General features: G+C 75.2%; 14 protein-coding genes. 11 read left to right on the plus strand and 3 right to left on the minus strand.

What is annotated here, in order from left to right:
- Position 1: 1 nt before the first annotated feature.
- Positions 2-1,852 carry a glycoside hydrolase family 9 protein gene (locus AC6JBM_RS06800; protein WP_497982741.1) on the minus strand — a complete coding sequence of 617 codons (1,851 nt, stop codon included), beginning with the start codon at positions 1,850-1,852 and terminating at the stop codon, positions 2-4.
- 216 nt (positions 1,853-2,068) lie between these two features.
- Between AC6JBM_RS06800 and AC6JBM_RS06805 the strand changes: the two genes are divergently transcribed.
- Both AC6JBM_RS06805 and AC6JBM_RS06810 read left to right on the plus strand, forming a co-directional pair.
- Positions 2,069-2,746, plus strand: coding sequence for an ABC transporter ATP-binding protein (locus AC6JBM_RS06805; protein WP_497986428.1), 678 nt, complete (start codon positions 2,069-2,071; stop codon positions 2,744-2,746).
- Entirely contained in the window at positions 2,743-5,106 is a 2,364-nt protein-coding gene (locus AC6JBM_RS06810; protein ID WP_497982742.1) for an FtsX-like permease family protein, read from the plus strand. The genes AC6JBM_RS06805 and AC6JBM_RS06810 overlap by 4 nt, the downstream gene beginning before the upstream one ends.
- Positions 5,107-5,155: 49 nt before the next feature.
- Here AC6JBM_RS06810 and AC6JBM_RS06815 read toward each other — a convergent pair whose 3' ends face one another.
- Positions 5,156-5,746: a P-loop nucleotide/nucleoside kinase family protein gene (locus AC6JBM_RS06815; protein ID WP_497982743.1), complete on the minus strand. Its 591-nt coding sequence runs from the start codon at positions 5,744-5,746 to the stop codon at positions 5,156-5,158.
- A gap of 69 nt (positions 5,747-5,815) precedes the next feature.
- Between AC6JBM_RS06815 and sigJ the strand changes: the two genes are divergently transcribed.
- Both sigJ and AC6JBM_RS06825 read left to right on the plus strand, forming a co-directional pair.
- Positions 5,816-6,670 (plus strand): RNA polymerase sigma factor SigJ, encoded by an 855-nt coding sequence (sigJ, locus tag AC6JBM_RS06820; RefSeq protein WP_497982744.1) that lies wholly within the window; start codon positions 5,816-5,818, stop codon positions 6,668-6,670.
- A gap of 5 nt (positions 6,671-6,675) precedes the next feature.
- Positions 6,676-6,870 carry a hypothetical protein gene (locus AC6JBM_RS06825; protein WP_350611057.1) on the plus strand — a complete coding sequence of 65 codons (195 nt, stop codon included), beginning with the start codon at positions 6,676-6,678 and terminating at the stop codon, positions 6,868-6,870.
- On the opposite strand, the gene AC6JBM_RS06830 is transcribed toward AC6JBM_RS06825, so the two are convergent.
- Positions 6,833-10,078, minus strand: coding sequence for an AfsR/SARP family transcriptional regulator (locus AC6JBM_RS06830; RefSeq protein ID WP_497982745.1), 3,246 nt, complete (start codon positions 10,076-10,078; stop codon positions 6,833-6,835). The genes AC6JBM_RS06825 and AC6JBM_RS06830 overlap by 38 nt on opposite strands.
- Positions 10,079-10,234: 156 nt before the next feature.
- On the opposite strand from AC6JBM_RS06830, the gene AC6JBM_RS06835 reads away from it, so the two are divergent.
- The 7 genes from AC6JBM_RS06835 to AC6JBM_RS06865 are packed head-to-tail and all read left to right on the plus strand — an operon-like array spanning position 10,235 to position 16,982.
- On the plus strand, positions 10,235-10,582 hold the full coding sequence (locus tag AC6JBM_RS06835; RefSeq protein WP_350611055.1) for a cupin domain-containing protein: 348 nt from the start codon (positions 10,235-10,237) through the stop codon (positions 10,580-10,582).
- Positions 10,575-11,939 (plus strand): class I tRNA ligase family protein, encoded by a 1,365-nt coding sequence (locus AC6JBM_RS06840; protein WP_497982746.1) that lies wholly within the window; start codon positions 10,575-10,577, stop codon positions 11,937-11,939. Before AC6JBM_RS06835 ends, AC6JBM_RS06840 begins: the two co-directional genes overlap by 8 nt.
- The gene (locus tag AC6JBM_RS06845) at positions 11,939-12,949 is read left to right on the plus strand and encodes an FAD-dependent oxidoreductase (protein ID WP_497982747.1); all 1,011 of its coding nucleotides are present in this window, start codon (positions 11,939-11,941) and stop codon (positions 12,947-12,949) included. The genes AC6JBM_RS06840 and AC6JBM_RS06845 overlap by 1 nt, the downstream gene beginning before the upstream one ends.
- A complete protein-coding gene (locus tag AC6JBM_RS06850; protein ID WP_497982748.1) occupies positions 12,936-14,222 on the plus strand; it encodes a SidA/IucD/PvdA family monooxygenase in 1,287 nt (428 codons plus the stop codon). The genes AC6JBM_RS06845 and AC6JBM_RS06850 overlap by 14 nt, the downstream gene beginning before the upstream one ends.
- The gene (locus AC6JBM_RS06855; protein WP_497982749.1) at positions 14,219-14,536 is read left to right on the plus strand and encodes an avidin-fold protein; all 318 of its coding nucleotides are present in this window, start codon (positions 14,219-14,221) and stop codon (positions 14,534-14,536) included. The genes AC6JBM_RS06850 and AC6JBM_RS06855 overlap by 4 nt, the downstream gene beginning before the upstream one ends.
- Positions 14,533-15,756, plus strand: a complete 1,224-nt coding sequence (locus AC6JBM_RS06860) for an ATP-grasp domain-containing protein (RefSeq protein WP_497982750.1) — start codon at positions 14,533-14,535, stop codon at positions 15,754-15,756. Before AC6JBM_RS06855 ends, AC6JBM_RS06860 begins: the two co-directional genes overlap by 4 nt.
- Positions 15,753-16,982, plus strand: coding sequence for an MFS transporter (locus tag AC6JBM_RS06865; RefSeq protein WP_497982751.1), 1,230 nt, complete (start codon positions 15,753-15,755; stop codon positions 16,980-16,982). The genes AC6JBM_RS06860 and AC6JBM_RS06865 overlap by 4 nt, the downstream gene beginning before the upstream one ends.
- Positions 16,983-16,984: the final 2 nt, after the last annotated feature.

Below are 16,984 nucleotides of genomic sequence, written 5' to 3' on the forward strand. Positions count from 1 at the left end.
CTCAGGTCTGGTCCGCCACGAAGGTCGAGACCCAGGCCAGGGACGCGTTCCAGTTGATGGTCAGCTCGTTCGTCGACCACGACATGATGTCGTCCATGTAGCACAGCTGCGGCTTGCAGCCGCGCAGCGCGTTGCCCGCGACCTCGTCCTGCAGGTTCGAGTTCGGGCCGCCGGCGAGGGTGCCGCGCGGCGGGTTGGGCAGCTTCGGGTCGAGCTGGTGGGCGTACCAGCGGCTGTGCTGGTTCTTCGACGCCTTCTCGCCGTAGCCGGTGACGTAGGACTGGTTCAGCGCGTTGCGGCCAAGGATGTAGTCCATCCCGGACAGCACGCCGTCGCGGTACTTCGCCTTCCCGGTCAGGTCGAACGCGGTGCCGACGACCGCCAGGTTGTTGAGCATCTGGCTGTTGGAGCCCCAGTCGTAGCCGGCCGGGGGCGCGTACGGCTGCCCGTAGGCCTGGCCGTCCATGGTCTCGAGCTGCCGGTCGGCGCCGTCGATCACGGACTGGCGCACCCGGTCCCGGTCGGGGAGCTTGTTGTCGATGGTCGCGAGGTCGAGCCGGCCCAGGGCCGCGGTCGCGCGCCAGTCGAACGCCGAGGCGAACACGTCGGCCTTGTGCAGGGGCGAGCTGGTGACCGCGGTGGAGTACTCCTTGTCGCCGGTCGTGATGAACAGCTCGGCCGCGGCCCAGTAGAACTCGTCGCTGACGTCGGTGTCGCCGTACGCGCCGCCGCCGGTCGAGTCCGAGTCCGGCGCGTACATGGTCGGGTGGGCCACCGCCGCGGCGTACGCGGTCTTGGCCACGTTCAGCAGCTTCTGCGAGTACGCCTTGTCGTACGGCGCGAAGACCCGCGCGCCCTGCGCGGCCGCGGCGGCGAGGTTCAGGGTCGCGGCGGTCGACGGGGCGTGCAGCTGCCGCTGCTGGTCGTCGGCGGCGGGGTCGGTCGGCAGCGCGGTCCAGCCGGCGTCGTGCACCTTGTGGTGGGCCATGCCGGCGAGCGGCTGCCCGGCCGGGACCTGCATCTTCGTGAGGAAGTCGAGCTCCCAGCGGGCCTCGGCGAGCACGTCCGGGGTCTTGCCGCCGTGCTCGGGCAGGCGCAGGGCGCGGGCCTCGGCCGCCTTGGGGGAGCGCTCGTACGAGCTCATGAGCTGCGCGACGGAGATCCCGCCGTTCACGACGTACTTGCCCTGGTCGCCGGCGTCGTACCAGCCGCCGGTGACGTCCAGGCTGTAGTCGCAGACGCCCGGCTGGCACGGCACCTTGGAGTCCCCGCCGTTGGGGCTGTCCGCGGCGTGCCCGGCCTTGCGTCCGTAGCCGGGCGCGATGGCGTTGTCGATGGCGGTGCCGCTGCGCTGCGGGTAGTAGAACGACAGCGCGTCGATGCTGAGCTGGCGGTACGCCTTCGGGTCCAGGTCGAACGGGAGGCTGGCCTTGCCGTCGACCTCGAGCGTGTAGGTGTCGCCGGTGCCGCGGTAGGCGCTGAAGTCCACGACGTGCGTGTTCTGCCCCGAGCTCGGGTCGAGGCCGCGGGGCTCGGACTCGCCGGAGGCGACGACCTTGCCGGCGTTGTCCTTGAGCTGCCACGGCAGCGGCTTGTCGGAGTCGGAGATGACGGTGGCCCGCTTCGGGCCGTCCGGCAGGTAGCCGACCTGGTTCACGCGGACGGGCGTGTCCGGGATGTGGTCCGGGGTGGCCGGGAACGCGTAGGCGCTGTCGGCACCGACGCTGCCGGGCAGGCCGCCGCCGTCTCGGCTCGAGAACACGATGGGCAGCGTGACGGCGGGCACGGCGACGATGACGGCCACGGCGGCCAGGCGGGCACGGCGGGACTGCAGAAAGGCGGGCAGGCGCACGGGACTCCTTCCGGTCGGGGGTTTCCGGTGAACCTAGTCATCACCAAGCCCCTCGAACCGGACAATTCGCCACGGATGTGAGCCGGGCCACTCATATGCGCCCGCAATGGCATAAACGCCCCTACCGCTGCAGTACTCCATTTGTGCAGGTCGGCCGGTCTACGCGACAGGTATACACACCATGTATACCTGTCGTGTAGAGTCCCGGGCATGTCGATGACCCCACTGCTGTCCGCCGAGGACCTGCACAAGTCGTTCGGGTCCACCGCCGCGCTCGCCGGGGCCTCGATGTCGGTCGCGGCCGGGGAGATCGTCGCCGTGATGGGCCCGTCCGGCTCGGGCAAGTCCACGATGCTGCACTGCCTCGCCGGGATCATCCGCCCCGACGCCGGCCGGGTCCGCTACCGCGACCAGGAACTCTCCGCCCTGTCCGACACCCGCCGCAGCGCCCTGCGCCGCGGCGAGTTCGGCTTCGTCTTCCAGTTCGGCCAGCTCGTCCCCGAGCTCACCTGCCTCGAAAACGTCGCCCTGCCCCTGCGCCTCGACGGCGTGCGCCGCCGCGACGCCGAACAACGCGCCCGCGACTGGCTGCACCGCCTCGAAATCGACGACGTCGCCGCCAAACGCCCCGGCGAGGTCTCCGGCGGCCAGGGCCAGCGCGTCGCCGTCGCCCGCGCCCTCGTCACCGGCGCCCGCGTCGTCTTCGCCGACGAACCCACCGGCGCCCTGGACTCCCTCAACGGCGAACGCGTCATGCGCCTGTTCACCGAAGCCGCCCGCGACACCGGCGCCGCCGTCGTCCTCGTCACCCACGAACCCCGCGTCGCCGCCTACTCCGACCGCGAAATCGTCGTCCGCGACGGCCGCGCCCTGGACCTGGAGCGCGCCCGATGAGGCGGCAGCTCAGCCAGCTCGGCCTCGGCGCCCGCCTCGCCCTCAGCGGCGGCCGCGAGGGGCTGATCCGCACCGCCCTGACCGCGCTCGGGGTGGGGCTCGGCGTCGCCGTCCTGCTCCTGTCGGTCTCCGTCCCCGGCATCCTCGACGGCCGCCACCACCGCACCGACGGCCGCGACGACATGCACTTCGGCGGCGAGACCCCGCCCCGCAGCGACACGTCGGTGCTGATGCTGCCGGTCACGTCCGTCTACCACGACCGCTCGGTCACCGGCCGCTTCCTCAAGCCCGAGGGCGCCCACCCGATCGTCCCGCCCGGCGTGACCACGCTGCCGCCGGACGGCTCGATCGTCGTCTCCCCGGCGCTGCGCGACCTGCTCGCCACGCCCGAGGGGGCCCTGCTGCGCCAGCGGTTCCCGCAGCCGATCGCCGGCGTGATCGGCAAGGAGGGCCTGTCCGGCCCGAACGAGCTGTACTTCTACGGCACCCGCGACGCCCTGGCCGAGGACGAGCCCGGCGTCATGCGGGTCACCTACTACGGCTCGCGGAGCACCGGCGACCCGCTCTCGCCCGTCCTGCTGCTGCTCGTCGTGGTCATCTTCGTCGCCCTGCTCATGCCGGTGGCCATGTTCGTCGCCGCCGCGACCCGCTTCGGCGGCGAGCAGCGCGACCGCAGGCTCGCCGCGGTCCGGCTGGTCGGCGCCGACACGTGGATGACCCGCCGGGTCGCCGCCGGCGAGGCGGTGCTCAGCGCCGCGCTCGGCGTCGTGCTCGGCATCGGGTTCTTCTACGCCGGCCGGGTGTTCGCCGAGCGCTTCGAGCTCGCGTCGATCAGCGTCTACGCCTCCGACATCGACCCGGCGCCGGCGCTGTTCCTCGCGATCGTCGTCGCGGTGCCGCTCGCCGCCCTGCTCATGACGCTGCTCGCCCTGCGGCGGGTCGTCGTCGAGCCGCTCGGCGTGGTGCGCAAGGCGGCCGCGAAGACGAGACGGCGGCTCTGGTGGCGGCTGGTGCCGTGGGCCGGCGGCCTGGCCCTCGTGTTGCCGCTCATCGGAGACCGGGCGCACCGGTTCAACGTGTGGCAGGCCGCCTTCGGCATCATCCTGCTGCTGCTCGGCGTGGCCACCATGCTGCCGTGGATCTTCGACCGGCTCGTGGCCCGGCTCGGCTCCGGCGGCCCGGTCGCCTGGCAGATCGCCGTGCGCCGGCTGCAGCTGTCGCACGACAGCGCGCTGCGGGCCGTCAACGCCGTCGCGGTCGCCGCGGCCGGCACGATCGCGCTGCAGATGCTCTTCGCGGCCGCCGAGGCCGAGAACACGACGGCCGGCCGGCAGAACACCGCCGAGGCCCAGGCCATGACGATGGTGAAGCCCAGCGCGTCGGTGCCCGTGCGCTCCGCGGCCCAGGCCGAGGCCGAGCTGCGGGGGAGCCCGGGCGTGACGAGCCTGCACACGTACCGGCAGACGTACGCGGTCCTGCCCGGCGGGGACGGCACCGCGGACGGCGGCGGCGACCCGAAGTTCTTCGAGATCGCGATCGGCGACTGCGAGACCCTGCGCATCCTCGCCGAGCTGCCCGCCTGCGCCGACGGCGACGTGTTCGCCGTCGACCCGGCGTCGTTCGCGCAGCACGGCATGAGCGGCGACGACGCCACCGTCACGGCGGGCCGGGACGTGCTCGTCGGCGCGGGCCCGGACGACTCGGCCAAGCCCACCTGGCGCGTGCCGCGGCAGCTCAAGCCGGCCAGGGAGCGGCGGGACCCCTACGGCACCGACCACGACGGCCTGCTCGTGACCACCGGCGCGGCCCCGAAGGCGCTCACCGAGCCCCTCGACGCGCGCTACTACACGTTCGTCGGCCTGGACCCGGGCGCCCCGGACGCGGCCGAGCACCTGCGCAACGCGGCCATGCGCATCGGCCCGGCGACCGACGTGAGCATCCTGTCGTCCACCGACGTCGCCTCCACGTTCGCGAGCATCCGGCGCGGGCTGTTCGCGGGCGCCGCCGTGGTGCTCGTGCTCGTCGGCCTGAGCCTGCTCGTGGGCACCCTGGAGCAGCTGCGCGAGCGGCGGCGGACCCTGGCGGCGCTCGTCGCCTTCGGCACCCGCCGCGGCACCGTGGCGTGGTCGATCCTGTGGCAGACGGCGGTGCCGGTCGCGCTCGGCCTGCTCGTCGCGTCGGGGCTGGGCCTGGCCCTCGGCGCGCTGCTGCTGCGCATCGTCGTGGTCCAGCCGCGGCTGGACTGGGCCGGCGTCGGGGTCGTGTCCGGGATCGCGGCCGGGGTCGTCCTCCTCGTGACCCTCGCCAGCCTGCCGCCCCTGTTCCGCCTCATGCGCCCCGAGGGCCTGCGCTTCGAATAACCAGTCGGGCGGCGACCAATCAGGCGACAACCGATCAGGGGACGACCGCTCAGCCGATGCGGGCGCGCACCCACTCGGCCACCCGGCGGGCCGACTCCTCGGGCGGCCCGTCGTCGGTGCGCACGACGGTGCCGGCGGTCGCGCGCAGGTGGGCGGCGAACGCGAGATGCCGATCGACCGCCCGCTCGCGCCACCGCGACCGCGCCTCGAGCCGCGCGGCGCGCACGTCGTCGGCGCAGTCGAGCACCGCGACGTGCACGTCCGTGACCCACCGCCGGCCCGCGAGCCCGTCGAGCTGCTCGCGGGTGAACGGCGCGAGCAGGACCGTGTGCCGCCCGCTCTGCGCCGCCCCGTGTGCGACGCTGAGCCACGCGTCGCGCAGCGCGGGCCAGTCGACCTCGCCGAACTCGCATGCCCGCTCGAACGGCCCGATGAGCCAGTCCCCGTCGAACACGAGACACTCGGGCAGTTCGCGCACGAGGTGCGGCAGCACGGCCGTCTTGCCGGACCCGGACGCGCCGGTGACGACGAAGAGCGGGAGCCGGCGGGCGGGCTCGGTGTGGCCGCAGTCGGGGCAGACGGCGAGCTCCCCGTCGGGCGCCATGGCGATCGGGTCGTCGCACCGCTGGCAGAAGTGCACGCCCCGACCCTACCGGCCCGGCGCCCGGGCCCGGCTCACACCACGGGGCGCTGGTTCGTCAGGAGGGGTATGAGGGAGCGGCGGCAACTGCTGAACATCGCGTACCGGCTCCTCGGGTCGCTCGCCGACGCCGAGGACGTGGTGCAGGAGGCGTACGCGCGGTGGTACGCGCTCGAGCCGCGGCAGCGCGACGAGATCGTCTCGCCAAGTGCGTGGCTCACCACGGTGACGAGCCGGATCTGTCTCGACCTGCTGGGCTCGGCGCGGGTGCGGCGGGAACGCTACGTGGGGCAGTGGGTGCCCGAGCCGCTGGCCGGCGGTACCGATGCCGATCCCGCGGACCGCGTGACCCTCGACGAGTCCGTCACCATGGCGTTCCTGGTGGTGCTGGAGACCATGACGCCCGCCGAGCGGGTCGCGTTCGTGCTGCACGACGTCTTCCGCTACTCCTTCGCCGAGGTCGGCCGGATCGTGGGCCGGTCGCCGGGGGCCTGCCGGCAGCTGGCCTCCTCGGCGCGGCGGCGGGTCGCCTCCGCGCGGGTGCGGCGCGGGCCCGACGAGCGGCGGGCCGAGGTCGTGCGGGCGTTCGCGCGGGCCTGGGCGGCCCGCGACATCGACGCGCTCATCGGGCTGCTCGACCCCGCCGCGGTCGCGGTCTCCGACGGCGGCGGGCTGGTCGAGGCCGCGATCGAGCCGATCGCGGGCGCGGAGCGGATCGCGCACGGGCTCGTCGAGATCATGCGGCTGGTGCCGGGGCTGGTGGTGCTGGAGCGCATGGTCAACGGGCAGCCGGGCGTCGTGACCCAGCTCGACGGGGTCACGGCCACGGTCGTCGCGTTCGACGTCGCCGGCGGGCGGATCACCCGCTTCTGGGCGGTGCGCAATCCGGAGAAGCTGCGCGCTTGGACGAATGTGCTGTACTAGGCGCCATGACATGGCCACGGCCGACCGGAATCGGCTTTCTCGTCGTCGCGGTGCTCTTCGGCATCGGGGTGCGGGTGGAGATCGGCCACGAGCCGACGAGCTGGGCCCGGGTGACCGTCTACGTCGTGCTGGGCGTCATCTGCGCCCTGGTCGGCGCGGGGCTCATGGTGCTAGCTCAGAAAGCGGCGAACCGGCGCTAGCGCGCGCCAGGATCCCGCGGATACGCGCCTCCGCGGCGACGCTGCCGCTCGTGCGGTGGGCGTCCGCGGCCCGCCGCGCCGCCAGCAGCGCCCGCACCCGGTCGCCCCGGCTGAGCTGGATCTCGGCGATCGTGACGAGCGCGTGCGCCCGCAGCATCCGGAACCCGCCGCGCTCGGTGAGCCGCAGCCCGCTGCGGGCGTGGTGCAGCGCCGCGTCGAGCCGGTGGAGGTCGTGCAGCGCCCCGGCCAGCCCGACGGAGGCGGCCGCCCGGTGGTACGCCGCGCCGACGTCGGCCAGCAGCGTGCCCGCCTCCCCGTAGAGCTCGGCGGCCCGCTCCGGCCGCCCCACCCCGCGGCTGGCCAGCGCCAGGGCGATGAGCGCCTGCGCGGTGCCGTAGCTGCCCTCGAGGTCCCGGGCGGTGTCGACGGCCGCGGTGGCCAGCTCCAGCGCCCGCTCCGGGCGGCCCAGGTCGGCGTGCACGGCGGCCAGCAGCGACAGGATCGTCGTCTCGTGCAGCCGGTTGCCGACCTCGCGGCACAGCGCCAGGGCCCGCTGGGCGAGCTCGAGGGCCTCGGTGAGCCGGCCCTGCGCCTGGTACGTCGCGGCCAGGGACTCCAGCAGGTACGCCGTGGTCCGCGACGCCTCCCCGAGGGTCTCGGCCATGCGCAGCCCCTCGTCGAGGCACTCCGTGGCCTCGGCGAGCCGGCCGGTCACGTGATGGTGGTGGCCGAGGGAGTCCAGGAACGCGACCAGCAGCGGGGTCGAGCCGTGCTCGCGGGCCAGCCGGATCGCGCCGGTGTGCTGCTCCAGGGCGTCGTCGGGCCGGCCGAGCTCGTCGTAGAAGATGCCGAGGTTGTTGCGCGCGCACGCCAGGCCCTCGGTCCAGCCGCCGGTCTCGGCCAGGCGGATCGCGCAGCGCAGCGACTCGACCGCCTCGTCGTGCCGGCACAGCCACTGGTTGGCGTGGGCGAGGCCGATGAGCATCGCGGCCTGCCCGTTGACGTCGGCGTAGATCTCGGCGGCGGCGAGCCCGGCCCGGCTGACCACGAGCCACGCGAACAGGTGGCCGCCCTGGGCCAGGAAGCCGCGCATCGCGTCGGCGAGCCGCCACGCCATCTCCGGGTAGGCGTCGGCGACCGCGTGGCGGACCATCGACACGAGGTTCTGCCGCTCGGCCTCCAGCCAGGCCCGGGCCTGGGCCGTGCCGCAGAACGTGGCCGCCGGCGCGGATCCGGCGTACGGCAGCCGCACGAGCTGCGGATAGAGCTGCCGGGCGGCGGCGTCGAGGGTGCCCAGGTACCAGTCGTAGACGCGCCGCAGCGCCGTCGTGCGCTCCTCGGCGGCGTCGTCGGCCGTCGCGCGGGCCCGCGCGTAGGAGCGCAGCAGGTCGTGGAACGTGAACCGGTCCGGCGCCGGCTCGACGACCAGGTGCGCGGCCGCGAGCCGGTCGAGCAGCCCGGCCGCCTCAGCCCCGCCGAGCCCGGCCAGGGCCCCGGCCGCGGCGGCGGTGAAGTCGTTGCCCGGCGCCAGGCCCAGCAGCCGGAACAGCCGCTGGGCGTCGGGCGGGACGGAGCGGTACGACACCTCCAGGGCGCTGTGCACGGCCCGCTCGCCGTCGACGGCCAAGGCCGTGAGCGGGTCGGCGGCGCGCAGCTGGGCCACGTGCGCGGCGATCCCGCGGTGCGGGTGGTTGATGAGATCCGCGGCGCTGATCCGCAGCGCGAGCGGCAGGTAGGCGCAGGCCGCGGCGAGCTCGGCGGCCGCCTCCGGCTCGGCGGCGACCCGGTCCGCGCCGAGCATGTCGCTCAGCAGCGCCCGCGCCTGCTCCGGCGGCAGGATGTCCAGCGTGATCCGGCGGGCCCCGTCGTGCGCGACGAGCCCGGTGAGCCGGTCCCGGGTCGTCACCACCACCAGGCAGCCCTGGCCGCCGGGCAGCAGCGGGCGCACCTGCTCGACCGAGCGGGCGTTGTCGAGGAACAGCAGCACGCGGCGGCTGGCCAGCATGGATCGGTACAGCGCGGAGGCCGCCCCCACGTCGTCGGGCACCCGGTCCTCCCGCACCCCCAGCGAGCGCAGCAGCCCGCCGAGCGCCTCGATCGGCGGCACCGGCCGGTCGCGGGAGGCGTAGCCGTGCAGGTTCACGTAGAGCTGCCCGTCGGGGAAGCGGCCCGCGACCCGGTGCGCCCAGTGCACCGCGAGGGCCGTCTTGCCGACCCCGGCCGTGCCCGCGATCGCCGTGACCACGACCGGTCCTCCGCCACCGGCCGCCTCGGGCAGCATCGCGTCGAGCCGGGCGAGCTCCTCGGTCCGCCCGACGAACCCGGCCACGTCCGCGGGCAGCTCCGCCGGCGTCGGTGGCCGCGGCGCGACCGGCCGCGCCGGCTGCCCGGCCTCGGCCGCGGTCATGGCAGCGGTCACGGCAGCGGGCGGGGCCGGGGCGGGCTCGGGCGCCGAGGGCTCCGGGTGCAGGTCGGCGCGCAGGATGCGGCCGTGCAGCTCGCGCAGCTGGGCGCCCGGCTCCAGGCCGAAGGAGTCGCGCAGGGTGCGCCGCAGCTGCTCGTAGGAGTCGAGGGCGGCGACCCGGCGGCCCTCCCGGTGCAGGGCGACCATGAGCTGGCCCCGCAGCCGCTCGCGCAGCGGGTGCTCGGCGACGAGCTGGGTCAGCTCGGCGATGCGCTCGTGGTGGCGGCCCGCGGCCAGCTCCACGTCCATGAGCTCCTCGGTCGCGGCCAGCCGCAGCTCGTCGAGCGGGTCGGTGACCCGCCGCCGCAGCCAGGGCCCGGCCACGTCGGCCAGCGCCGGGCCGCGCCACAGCCGCAGGGCGGTGCGCAGGAACGCGGCCGCCCGGTCCGGGTGGTCCGCGGTGCGGGCCCGGGCCACCAGCATCTTGAACCGGGCCACGTCGACCTGCTCGGGGGCGACCTCGAGGGCGTAGCTGTCGCCCTTGGTCACCAGGCGCACGCCGTGCGCGGCAGCGTCGGCGGCGTTGAGGTGGCCCCGCAGCCGGGCGACCACCACCTGCAGCGCGGCCCGCGGGTCGGGCGGCGGCTCGCCCTCCCAGATCAGCTCGGCCAGCCGCTCGTTGTGGATGGGGCGGCCGTTCTCCAGCAGCAGCAACGCCAGCAGGCAGCGTTCCTGGCGCCAGCCGAGCTTGACCGGGCGGCCGGCGATGTCCGCTTCGACCGCGCCGAGTAATCGAAACTGCACGATCGAACACTATCGCTTGATCGCCCACTCGTTCGGGTCCGTCGGATTCGAGATTCGTAAACCCCGGTGAGTGAATGGCACCGCAGGCGAACCGCAAGCGGGCACCGCAGGCGACCGCAACCGCGGCGCAGGGGCGGGCGTCGATAGTCATCCGCCATGCGGACCTATCAACTGGGCCGCGGGCCGAACCGGCCCGTCGGCGGCGTGGACGTGTTCCGGTGGGACGGCTACGACGGCGTGGGCGCGCTGCCGTTCCGCGCGATGTGGTACCAGGTGCCGGCGGGCGGGGTGAGCCCGGCCGACCAGCACCCGGAGCTGGAGCTGTCGATCGTCGTGCGGGGCGACGCCGCCGTCGAGGTGGACGGCAAGGAACCGGTCGATGTGCGGACCGGCGACGCATTCCTGCTCGAATCCGGCGAACGGCACGTGGTGCACAACCGCCGCCCCGACGAGCCCCTGGTCGTGTTCAGCGCCTACTGGTACGCGGAGGCCAACCATGGCTGAGCCCGAGCCGCTCGTGGACGTCGTGTCCATCCCGCCCCCGACCGCCAACGGGCCGCTGCACGTCGGGCACCTGTCCGGGCCCTACCTCGCCGCCGACTTCGCCGCCCGGGCCGCCCGCGCCCGCGGCGAGCACGTGCTGGCGATGGCCGGCGTCGACGTGCACCAGAACTACGTGCTGACCCGGGCCGAGCTCGACGGCGTCGACGTGGACAAGATGGTCGACGGCTACCGCGACGAGATCGTGGAGGCGTTCCGGCGGGCCCGGATCGAGTACGACGCCTTCGTCGACCCCCGCGCCCCCGGCTACGCCCCGGCGATGGCCACGATGGTCGCCCGCCTCGTCGAGCGCGGCGCCCTGCCCCTGCGCGAGCTGGAGCTGCACCGCTGCGCCGGCTGCGCCCGGACCCTGCACCACTCCTACGTCGAGGGCCTGTGCGGCGCCTGCGGCCACGAGGCCTGCGGCGGCGGCTGCGAGGGCTGCGGCGGCTTCACCTCGGCCCAGACGATGGTCGAGGTGCGCTGCGCCCGCTGCGGCGGCGCCCCGGTGCCGTTCACGGCCGCCGTGCCGGTGCTCGACCTCGAGGCCCACCGCGCCGCGCTGCAGTCGCTGTGGCTGCGCGCCGAGCTGCCCGTCGACGTGCGCGCCCTCATCGACACCGCCCTCGCCCGGCCCCTGCCGGCCATCCCGGCCGCCTACCCGACCGACTGGGGCGTCGCCGGCACAGGCCCGATCGACGGCATGCGCCTGGACGTGTACGTCGAGGTCTGCCTGAACTTCGTGCGCGGCGTGGCCCAGGCCCTGCGGCCGGGCGTGGCCGAGGACCCCGCGGCCTTCGCCGAGGTGTGGAACGGCCGGGTGCGCGGCATGTGGAACTTCTACGGCATCGACAACGCCTACTTCTACGGCATCATGTGGCCGGCCCTGCTCGCGACCGCGGGCGTGGACCTCGGCCGCCTCGCCGGGATGAGCGTGGTGAACCGGTTCTTCACGCTCGACGGGTTCAAGTTCTCCACCAGCCGCAACCACGCCGTGTGGGCCAACGACCTGCTCGCCGACGCCGACCCGGGGATCGTGCGGCTGTTCCTGGCGTTCAACCGGCCCGACCGGGTCGGCAGCGACTTCACCCGCGAGTCGTTCGAGGCGTTCGCCGCCCACGTCCGGCCGCTGCTCGACGGCGTGCGCACCGAGGGCGCCCTGCCCCCGGCGCTGCTGGCGGCCGAGCGGCAGCGGGGCGAGCTGGCGCTGCGCTACACCGGCTTCGACGCCCCGCTCGCCGCCCGCGCCCTGCTGGCGCTGCTCGCCGCGGGCAGCGACGACGCCGCGACGCTGCGGGCCGTGCTCACCGGCCGGCGCTGATGCGGGTCGGCATCGTCGGCGCCGGCATCGCCGGCTCCCTGCTCGCGTGGCGGCTCGCGCGGGCCGGGATCGACGTGGAGCTCGCCACCGGCCCGCCCGGCCTGCGCGACGCGACGAGCGTCTCGGGCGGGGCGGTGCGCGGCTACGAGCCGCACCCCGAGCAGCGCGAGCTGGCCGTGGCCAGCCTCGCGGAGCTGCGCGCGGACGCGGACCTGCGGCGATGGGCGGACTTCCGGCCGTGGCCGTCGGTTATCGTCGGGCCCGCGGACGAGCGGGCGCTGGCCGGCCTCGACGCCCGGATCGTCGGCGAGCGGGAGCTGACCGAGCTCGGCTGGGCGTCGCTGGCGCCCGGCACGACCGCGGTGCGCGACGACAGCGGCGGGCGCATCGACCCGGCCGCCCTGCGCGCCGCGGTGCTGGCCGACCTGGCCGGGCGGCCGGCGGTGCGCATCGGGGCGCGGCTGGCCGGCGAGCCCGACGTGCTGGTCTACGCGGCCGGCGCGTGGACGCCCGCGCTGCTGGGCCGGGCCGGGCTCGACGCGCTCGGGCTGCGGGTCAAGGCGATCCGGTACACCGTGCACCGCTGCCGCGGCCCCCTCCCGCCGATCTTCGCCGACGGCCCGCTCTACGGCATCCCGCTCGGCGGCGACCTGCTGCTCGCGGGCGTGGCCGGCGAGGAGTGGGGCGTCGCGCCCGGCGACCCGCCGCCCCGGCCGCCGGCCGACGTCGCCCGGCTGCTGCGGCGCCGGCTGCCCGGGCTGCGCCTCGGCCCCCCCGTGCGCCGGGCCGACGCCACCGACTGCTACGCCGACCCGCCCGTGCTGCGCCTGCGGGAGGTGCCCGGCACCGGCGGCCGGGTGCGGGCGTTCACCGGCGGCTCCGGCGGCGCGGCCAAGACCGTGCTCGCGGCCAGCGCCCGCGCCGCCGAGCAGATCCTGGCCGGAGCGCGGCACGACCGCGCCCCGGCCCTCCCTCAACACCCCCAGGAGGAATCGCGTGTCCAGCAATGACGTGCCCGAGTACCACGTGGCCGGGATCGGGGCCGGTCCGGCCAACCTGAGCCTCGCCGCCCTGTTCCCCGCCGCGAGCCTCGGCCGCATCGCGCTCTTCGACAACCAGCCCGGCCCGGCCTGGCACCCGGCGCTGCTGAGCCCGGGCGTGCGGATGCAGACGTCGTGGATGAAGGACCTCGTCTCGCTCGTCGACCCGCAGCACCGGCTCACGTTCATGAACTACCTGGTCACCTCGGGCCGGCTCTTCGCCCTGCTCAACGCCCAGTTCGACACGATCCCGCGGCTGGAGTACGTGCGGTACCTCACCTGGGCCGCCCGCCGCATCGAGGGCATCCACTACGACACCGCCATCGAGCGGGTCACCTGGACCGGCGACGGGTTCGAGCTCTTCGCCGGCGGCCGCCCGGTCGCCCGCGCCCACCACCTGTCCGTCGGCGTCGGCACCCGGGCCACCCGCCCGGAGTGGATGCGCGGGCTGCCGGAGCACGCCGTGTTCATCGCCGACGAGCTCACCGGCCGGCTCGACGCCCTGCGCGGCGACCCCGGCGCCCCGATCGCCGTCGTCGGCGGCGGGCAGACCGGCCTCGAGTGCGTGCTGAAGCTCATCGGCGCCGGCTTCACCGACGTGCGCTGGCTCGGCCGGCGGCAGTGGTTCCAGACCATCGACGACTCCCCGGTCGCCAACGAGTTCTACCGCCCGGCCCACCAGCAGTTCCTGCAGCAGCTGTCCCGGGGCACCCGGCGCCGGCTCGTGGTCGAGCAGGGCCCGACCGGCGACGCGCTCACGCCCGGGGTACTGCGGGTGCTGTACCAGGCCAACTACGACCGCATGCTGGACCTCGACCGGTTCCCGGCGGTGCTGTACCCGGGCCGCGACGTCGTGTCCGTCGGCGTCCAGGCCGGCGCCGGCGGCGACGAGCTCGTCATGCGCTGCGACACCCCCGGCGGCCGCGAGGAGCACCGCGCCCGGCACATCGTCGTGGCCGTGGGCCGCGAGGCGAGCCCGGTGCCGTTCGACGACGATCTGGCCGAGCGCGTCGAGTACGACGACGACGGCGACATGCTCATCGAGCCCGACTACTCGCTGCGCTGGAAGGGCATGAACGGGCACCGCATCTTCGTGCTCAACCGGGCCCGGTACAGCCACGGCGTCCCGGACGCGAACCTCACCCTGCTGCCCGTGCGGGCCGCGACCGTCATCAACGCGATGGCCGGCCGGGCCGTGTTCAACGTCATCGACGAGCTGTGCCCGGTCAGGTGGATCGCATGAACCGCTACGAGGGACTGCTCGTGCAGCCGGAGGAGCCCAACGGCGCGCGGGGCCGCTACCACCAGGACGGCTCGCTGGTCTGGGCCGAGTTCGAGGGCGGCCCTGTGCGCAGCGGCCGGCTCGTCGGCACGTGTGGCGACGACGGCGTCATCAGCGCGGCCTACTGCCAGGTCATGGCCGACGGAGCGGTGGTCGCCGGCACCTGCGTGAGCACCCCGGACCGCCTCGCCGACGGGCGGCTGCGGCTGACCGAGCGGTGGCGGCGCGCCGACGGCTCGGCCGGGGTGTCGCGCATCGAGGAGGTGCGGGCATGACCACGGCGGACAGGCCGCTCGTGCTGCTGGTCGGCACCGGGCACAAGGACTACCGGCGGTACCTGCTGGAGGAGATCGCGCCGCACTACCGGCTGCACCTCGTCAGCCCGGCCGCGCCCACCTGGGAGGAGCCGTACCTGGCCGGCTCGACCCGGCTGGCCGACCTGAGCGACGCCGACGCGCTGACGGTCGCGGCCAAGGACGCCGGGGATGTCGCCGGGGTGCTGTGCTGGGACGAGGCGTTCGTGCTGCCGGTGGCCCGGCTCGCCGAGGCCCTCGGCCTGCCCGGCCCGGGCTCGCCGGCCGTCGCCGCCTGCCGCGACAAGCACCTGACCCGCACCGCGCTCGCCGCGGCCGGGGTCGCCCAGCCGGAGTCGGTGCTCGTCGCCTCCGTCGAGGACGCCCTGGCCGCGGCCGCGGGGATCGGCTACCCGGTGGTGCTCAAGCCGCGGGCGCTCGCGGCCAGCCTCGGCGTCGTGCGCGTCGACACGCCCGGGCAGCTCGAGGCGAACTTCGCGTTCGCGCGGGACACCACGGTGCCCGGGGCGCCCGCCTACGAGGTGTCGGTGCTCGTCGAGCGCTTCGCCGACGGCCCCGAGATCTCCGTCGACGCCGTCGTGCACCGAGGGCGCGTGACGCCGATGGTGCTGGCCCGCAAGCAGCTCGGCTACCCGCCGTACTTCGAGGAGCTCGGGCACCTCGTGGACGGGGCCGACCCGCTGCTGCGCGACGAGGCGATCGCGACGATCCTGCAGCGGACCCACGACGCCCTGGGCTTCGCCGACGGCGTGACCCACACCGAGCTGCGGCTCACCACCGGCGGCCCGGTCGTCATCGAGGTCAACGCGCGCCTCGGCGGCGACCTGATCCCCTACCTCGGCTCCCGGGCCACCGGCGTCACCCCCGGGCTCGCCGCCGCGGCCGCCTGCTGCGGCATCGAGCCGCGGGTGCGCCCCGGCCGGGCGCTGACCGCCGGGGTGCGGTTCCTCTACGCCGAGGACGAGGACACCCGCATCGCGACCATCGGCTTCGCCGGGGAGCCGCTGCCGGCGGCGGTGGACCGCATGGTGCTCGTAGCGGGGCCGGGAACCGTGGCCTCGCCGCCGCCGAAGGGCACCACCATGGGCCGGCTCGGCTTCGTCACCGCCGTGGCGCCCACGGCCGCCGAGGTCACGGCCGCGCTCGACGCCGCCGCGGCCGACCTGCGGGTGACGTCATGACCGGCGTCGCCGGCGTCGAGGCCGAGCCGCGCACGGAGCCGGCCGACGCCGGGGTGCTCGCCACCCTGCGGGCCACCCCGGCGCCGGTGCGGGCCCTGCTCGCCGGCGTGCTCGTCAACCAGCTCGGGACGTTCTTCCAGGCGTACCTCGTGCTGTTCCTCACCGCCCGCGGCTTCTCCTCGGCCCAGGCCGGCTGGGCCCTCGGCGTCTACGGCGCCGGTCTGGTCACCGGGCTGCTGGCCGGCGGCGCGCTCGGCGACCGGCTCGGGCCGCGCCCGACGACGCTGCTGAGCATGGCCGGCTCCGCGGTGCTGCTGCCGGCCGTGCTGTACCTGCACCAGTACGCGGCCGTGCTCGTCGTCGTCGCGCTGGTCGGGGCGAGCACCCAGCTGTTCCGCCCGGCCGCCTCGGCGATGCTGGCCACGCACACCGCGAAGCAGCGCCGCGTGATGATCTTCGCGGTGTACCGGCTGGTGCAGAACATCGGCGCCACCACCGCTCCGCTGCTCGGCGCGCTGCTCGTGGCCGTCTCCTACGACCTGCTGTACTGGGTCGAGGCGGCCTCCACGGCGGCGTTCGCGGTCCTGGCCGTGTTCCTGTTCCCGCGCGGCAGCGGCGAGCACGCGCCGCCGAGCGGGGACCGGGGCGGATACCTGCCGGTGCTGCGGGACCGGCGCTACACGCTGTTCCTGCTCGCCATGTTCCTCAACGTCTTCGTCTACGTGCAGTACGTCGCCGTGCTGCCCCTGGCGATGCGCTCGGCCGGCCTGACGACCGGCTGGTACGCGGCGATGCTGTCGCTCAACGGGTTCATGGTGGTGGCGTTCGAGCTGCTCATGACCAAGGTGACCCAGCGCCGCCCGCCCCGCTACGTGGCCGCGGCCGGGTTCGCGCTGCTGGCGCTCGGGCACTCGCTGTACGGCTTGCAGTGGGGCGTCGCCGCGTTCGTGGCGGGCACCGTCGTGTGGTCGCTGGCCGAGCTGATCGGCGGCCCGACGATGTTCGCCTTCCCGGCCCTGGCCGCGCCCGAGGAGCTGCTGAGCCGGTACCAGGGCGCGGCCCAGGCGATGTACGGCCTCGGCACGGTCCTCGGGCCGGTCTGCGGCGTCGCGCTGTGGCTCGCGCTCGGCCCGCCGGTGTGGTGGGTCTTCGGCCTGACCAGCCTGGCCGGGCTGGCCGCGGCCTGGTTCGGGATGCGCCGCGTCGGCGCCGCCCACGAGTCCTGAGG

Source organism: Dactylosporangium thailandense (genome assembly GCF_059739745.1).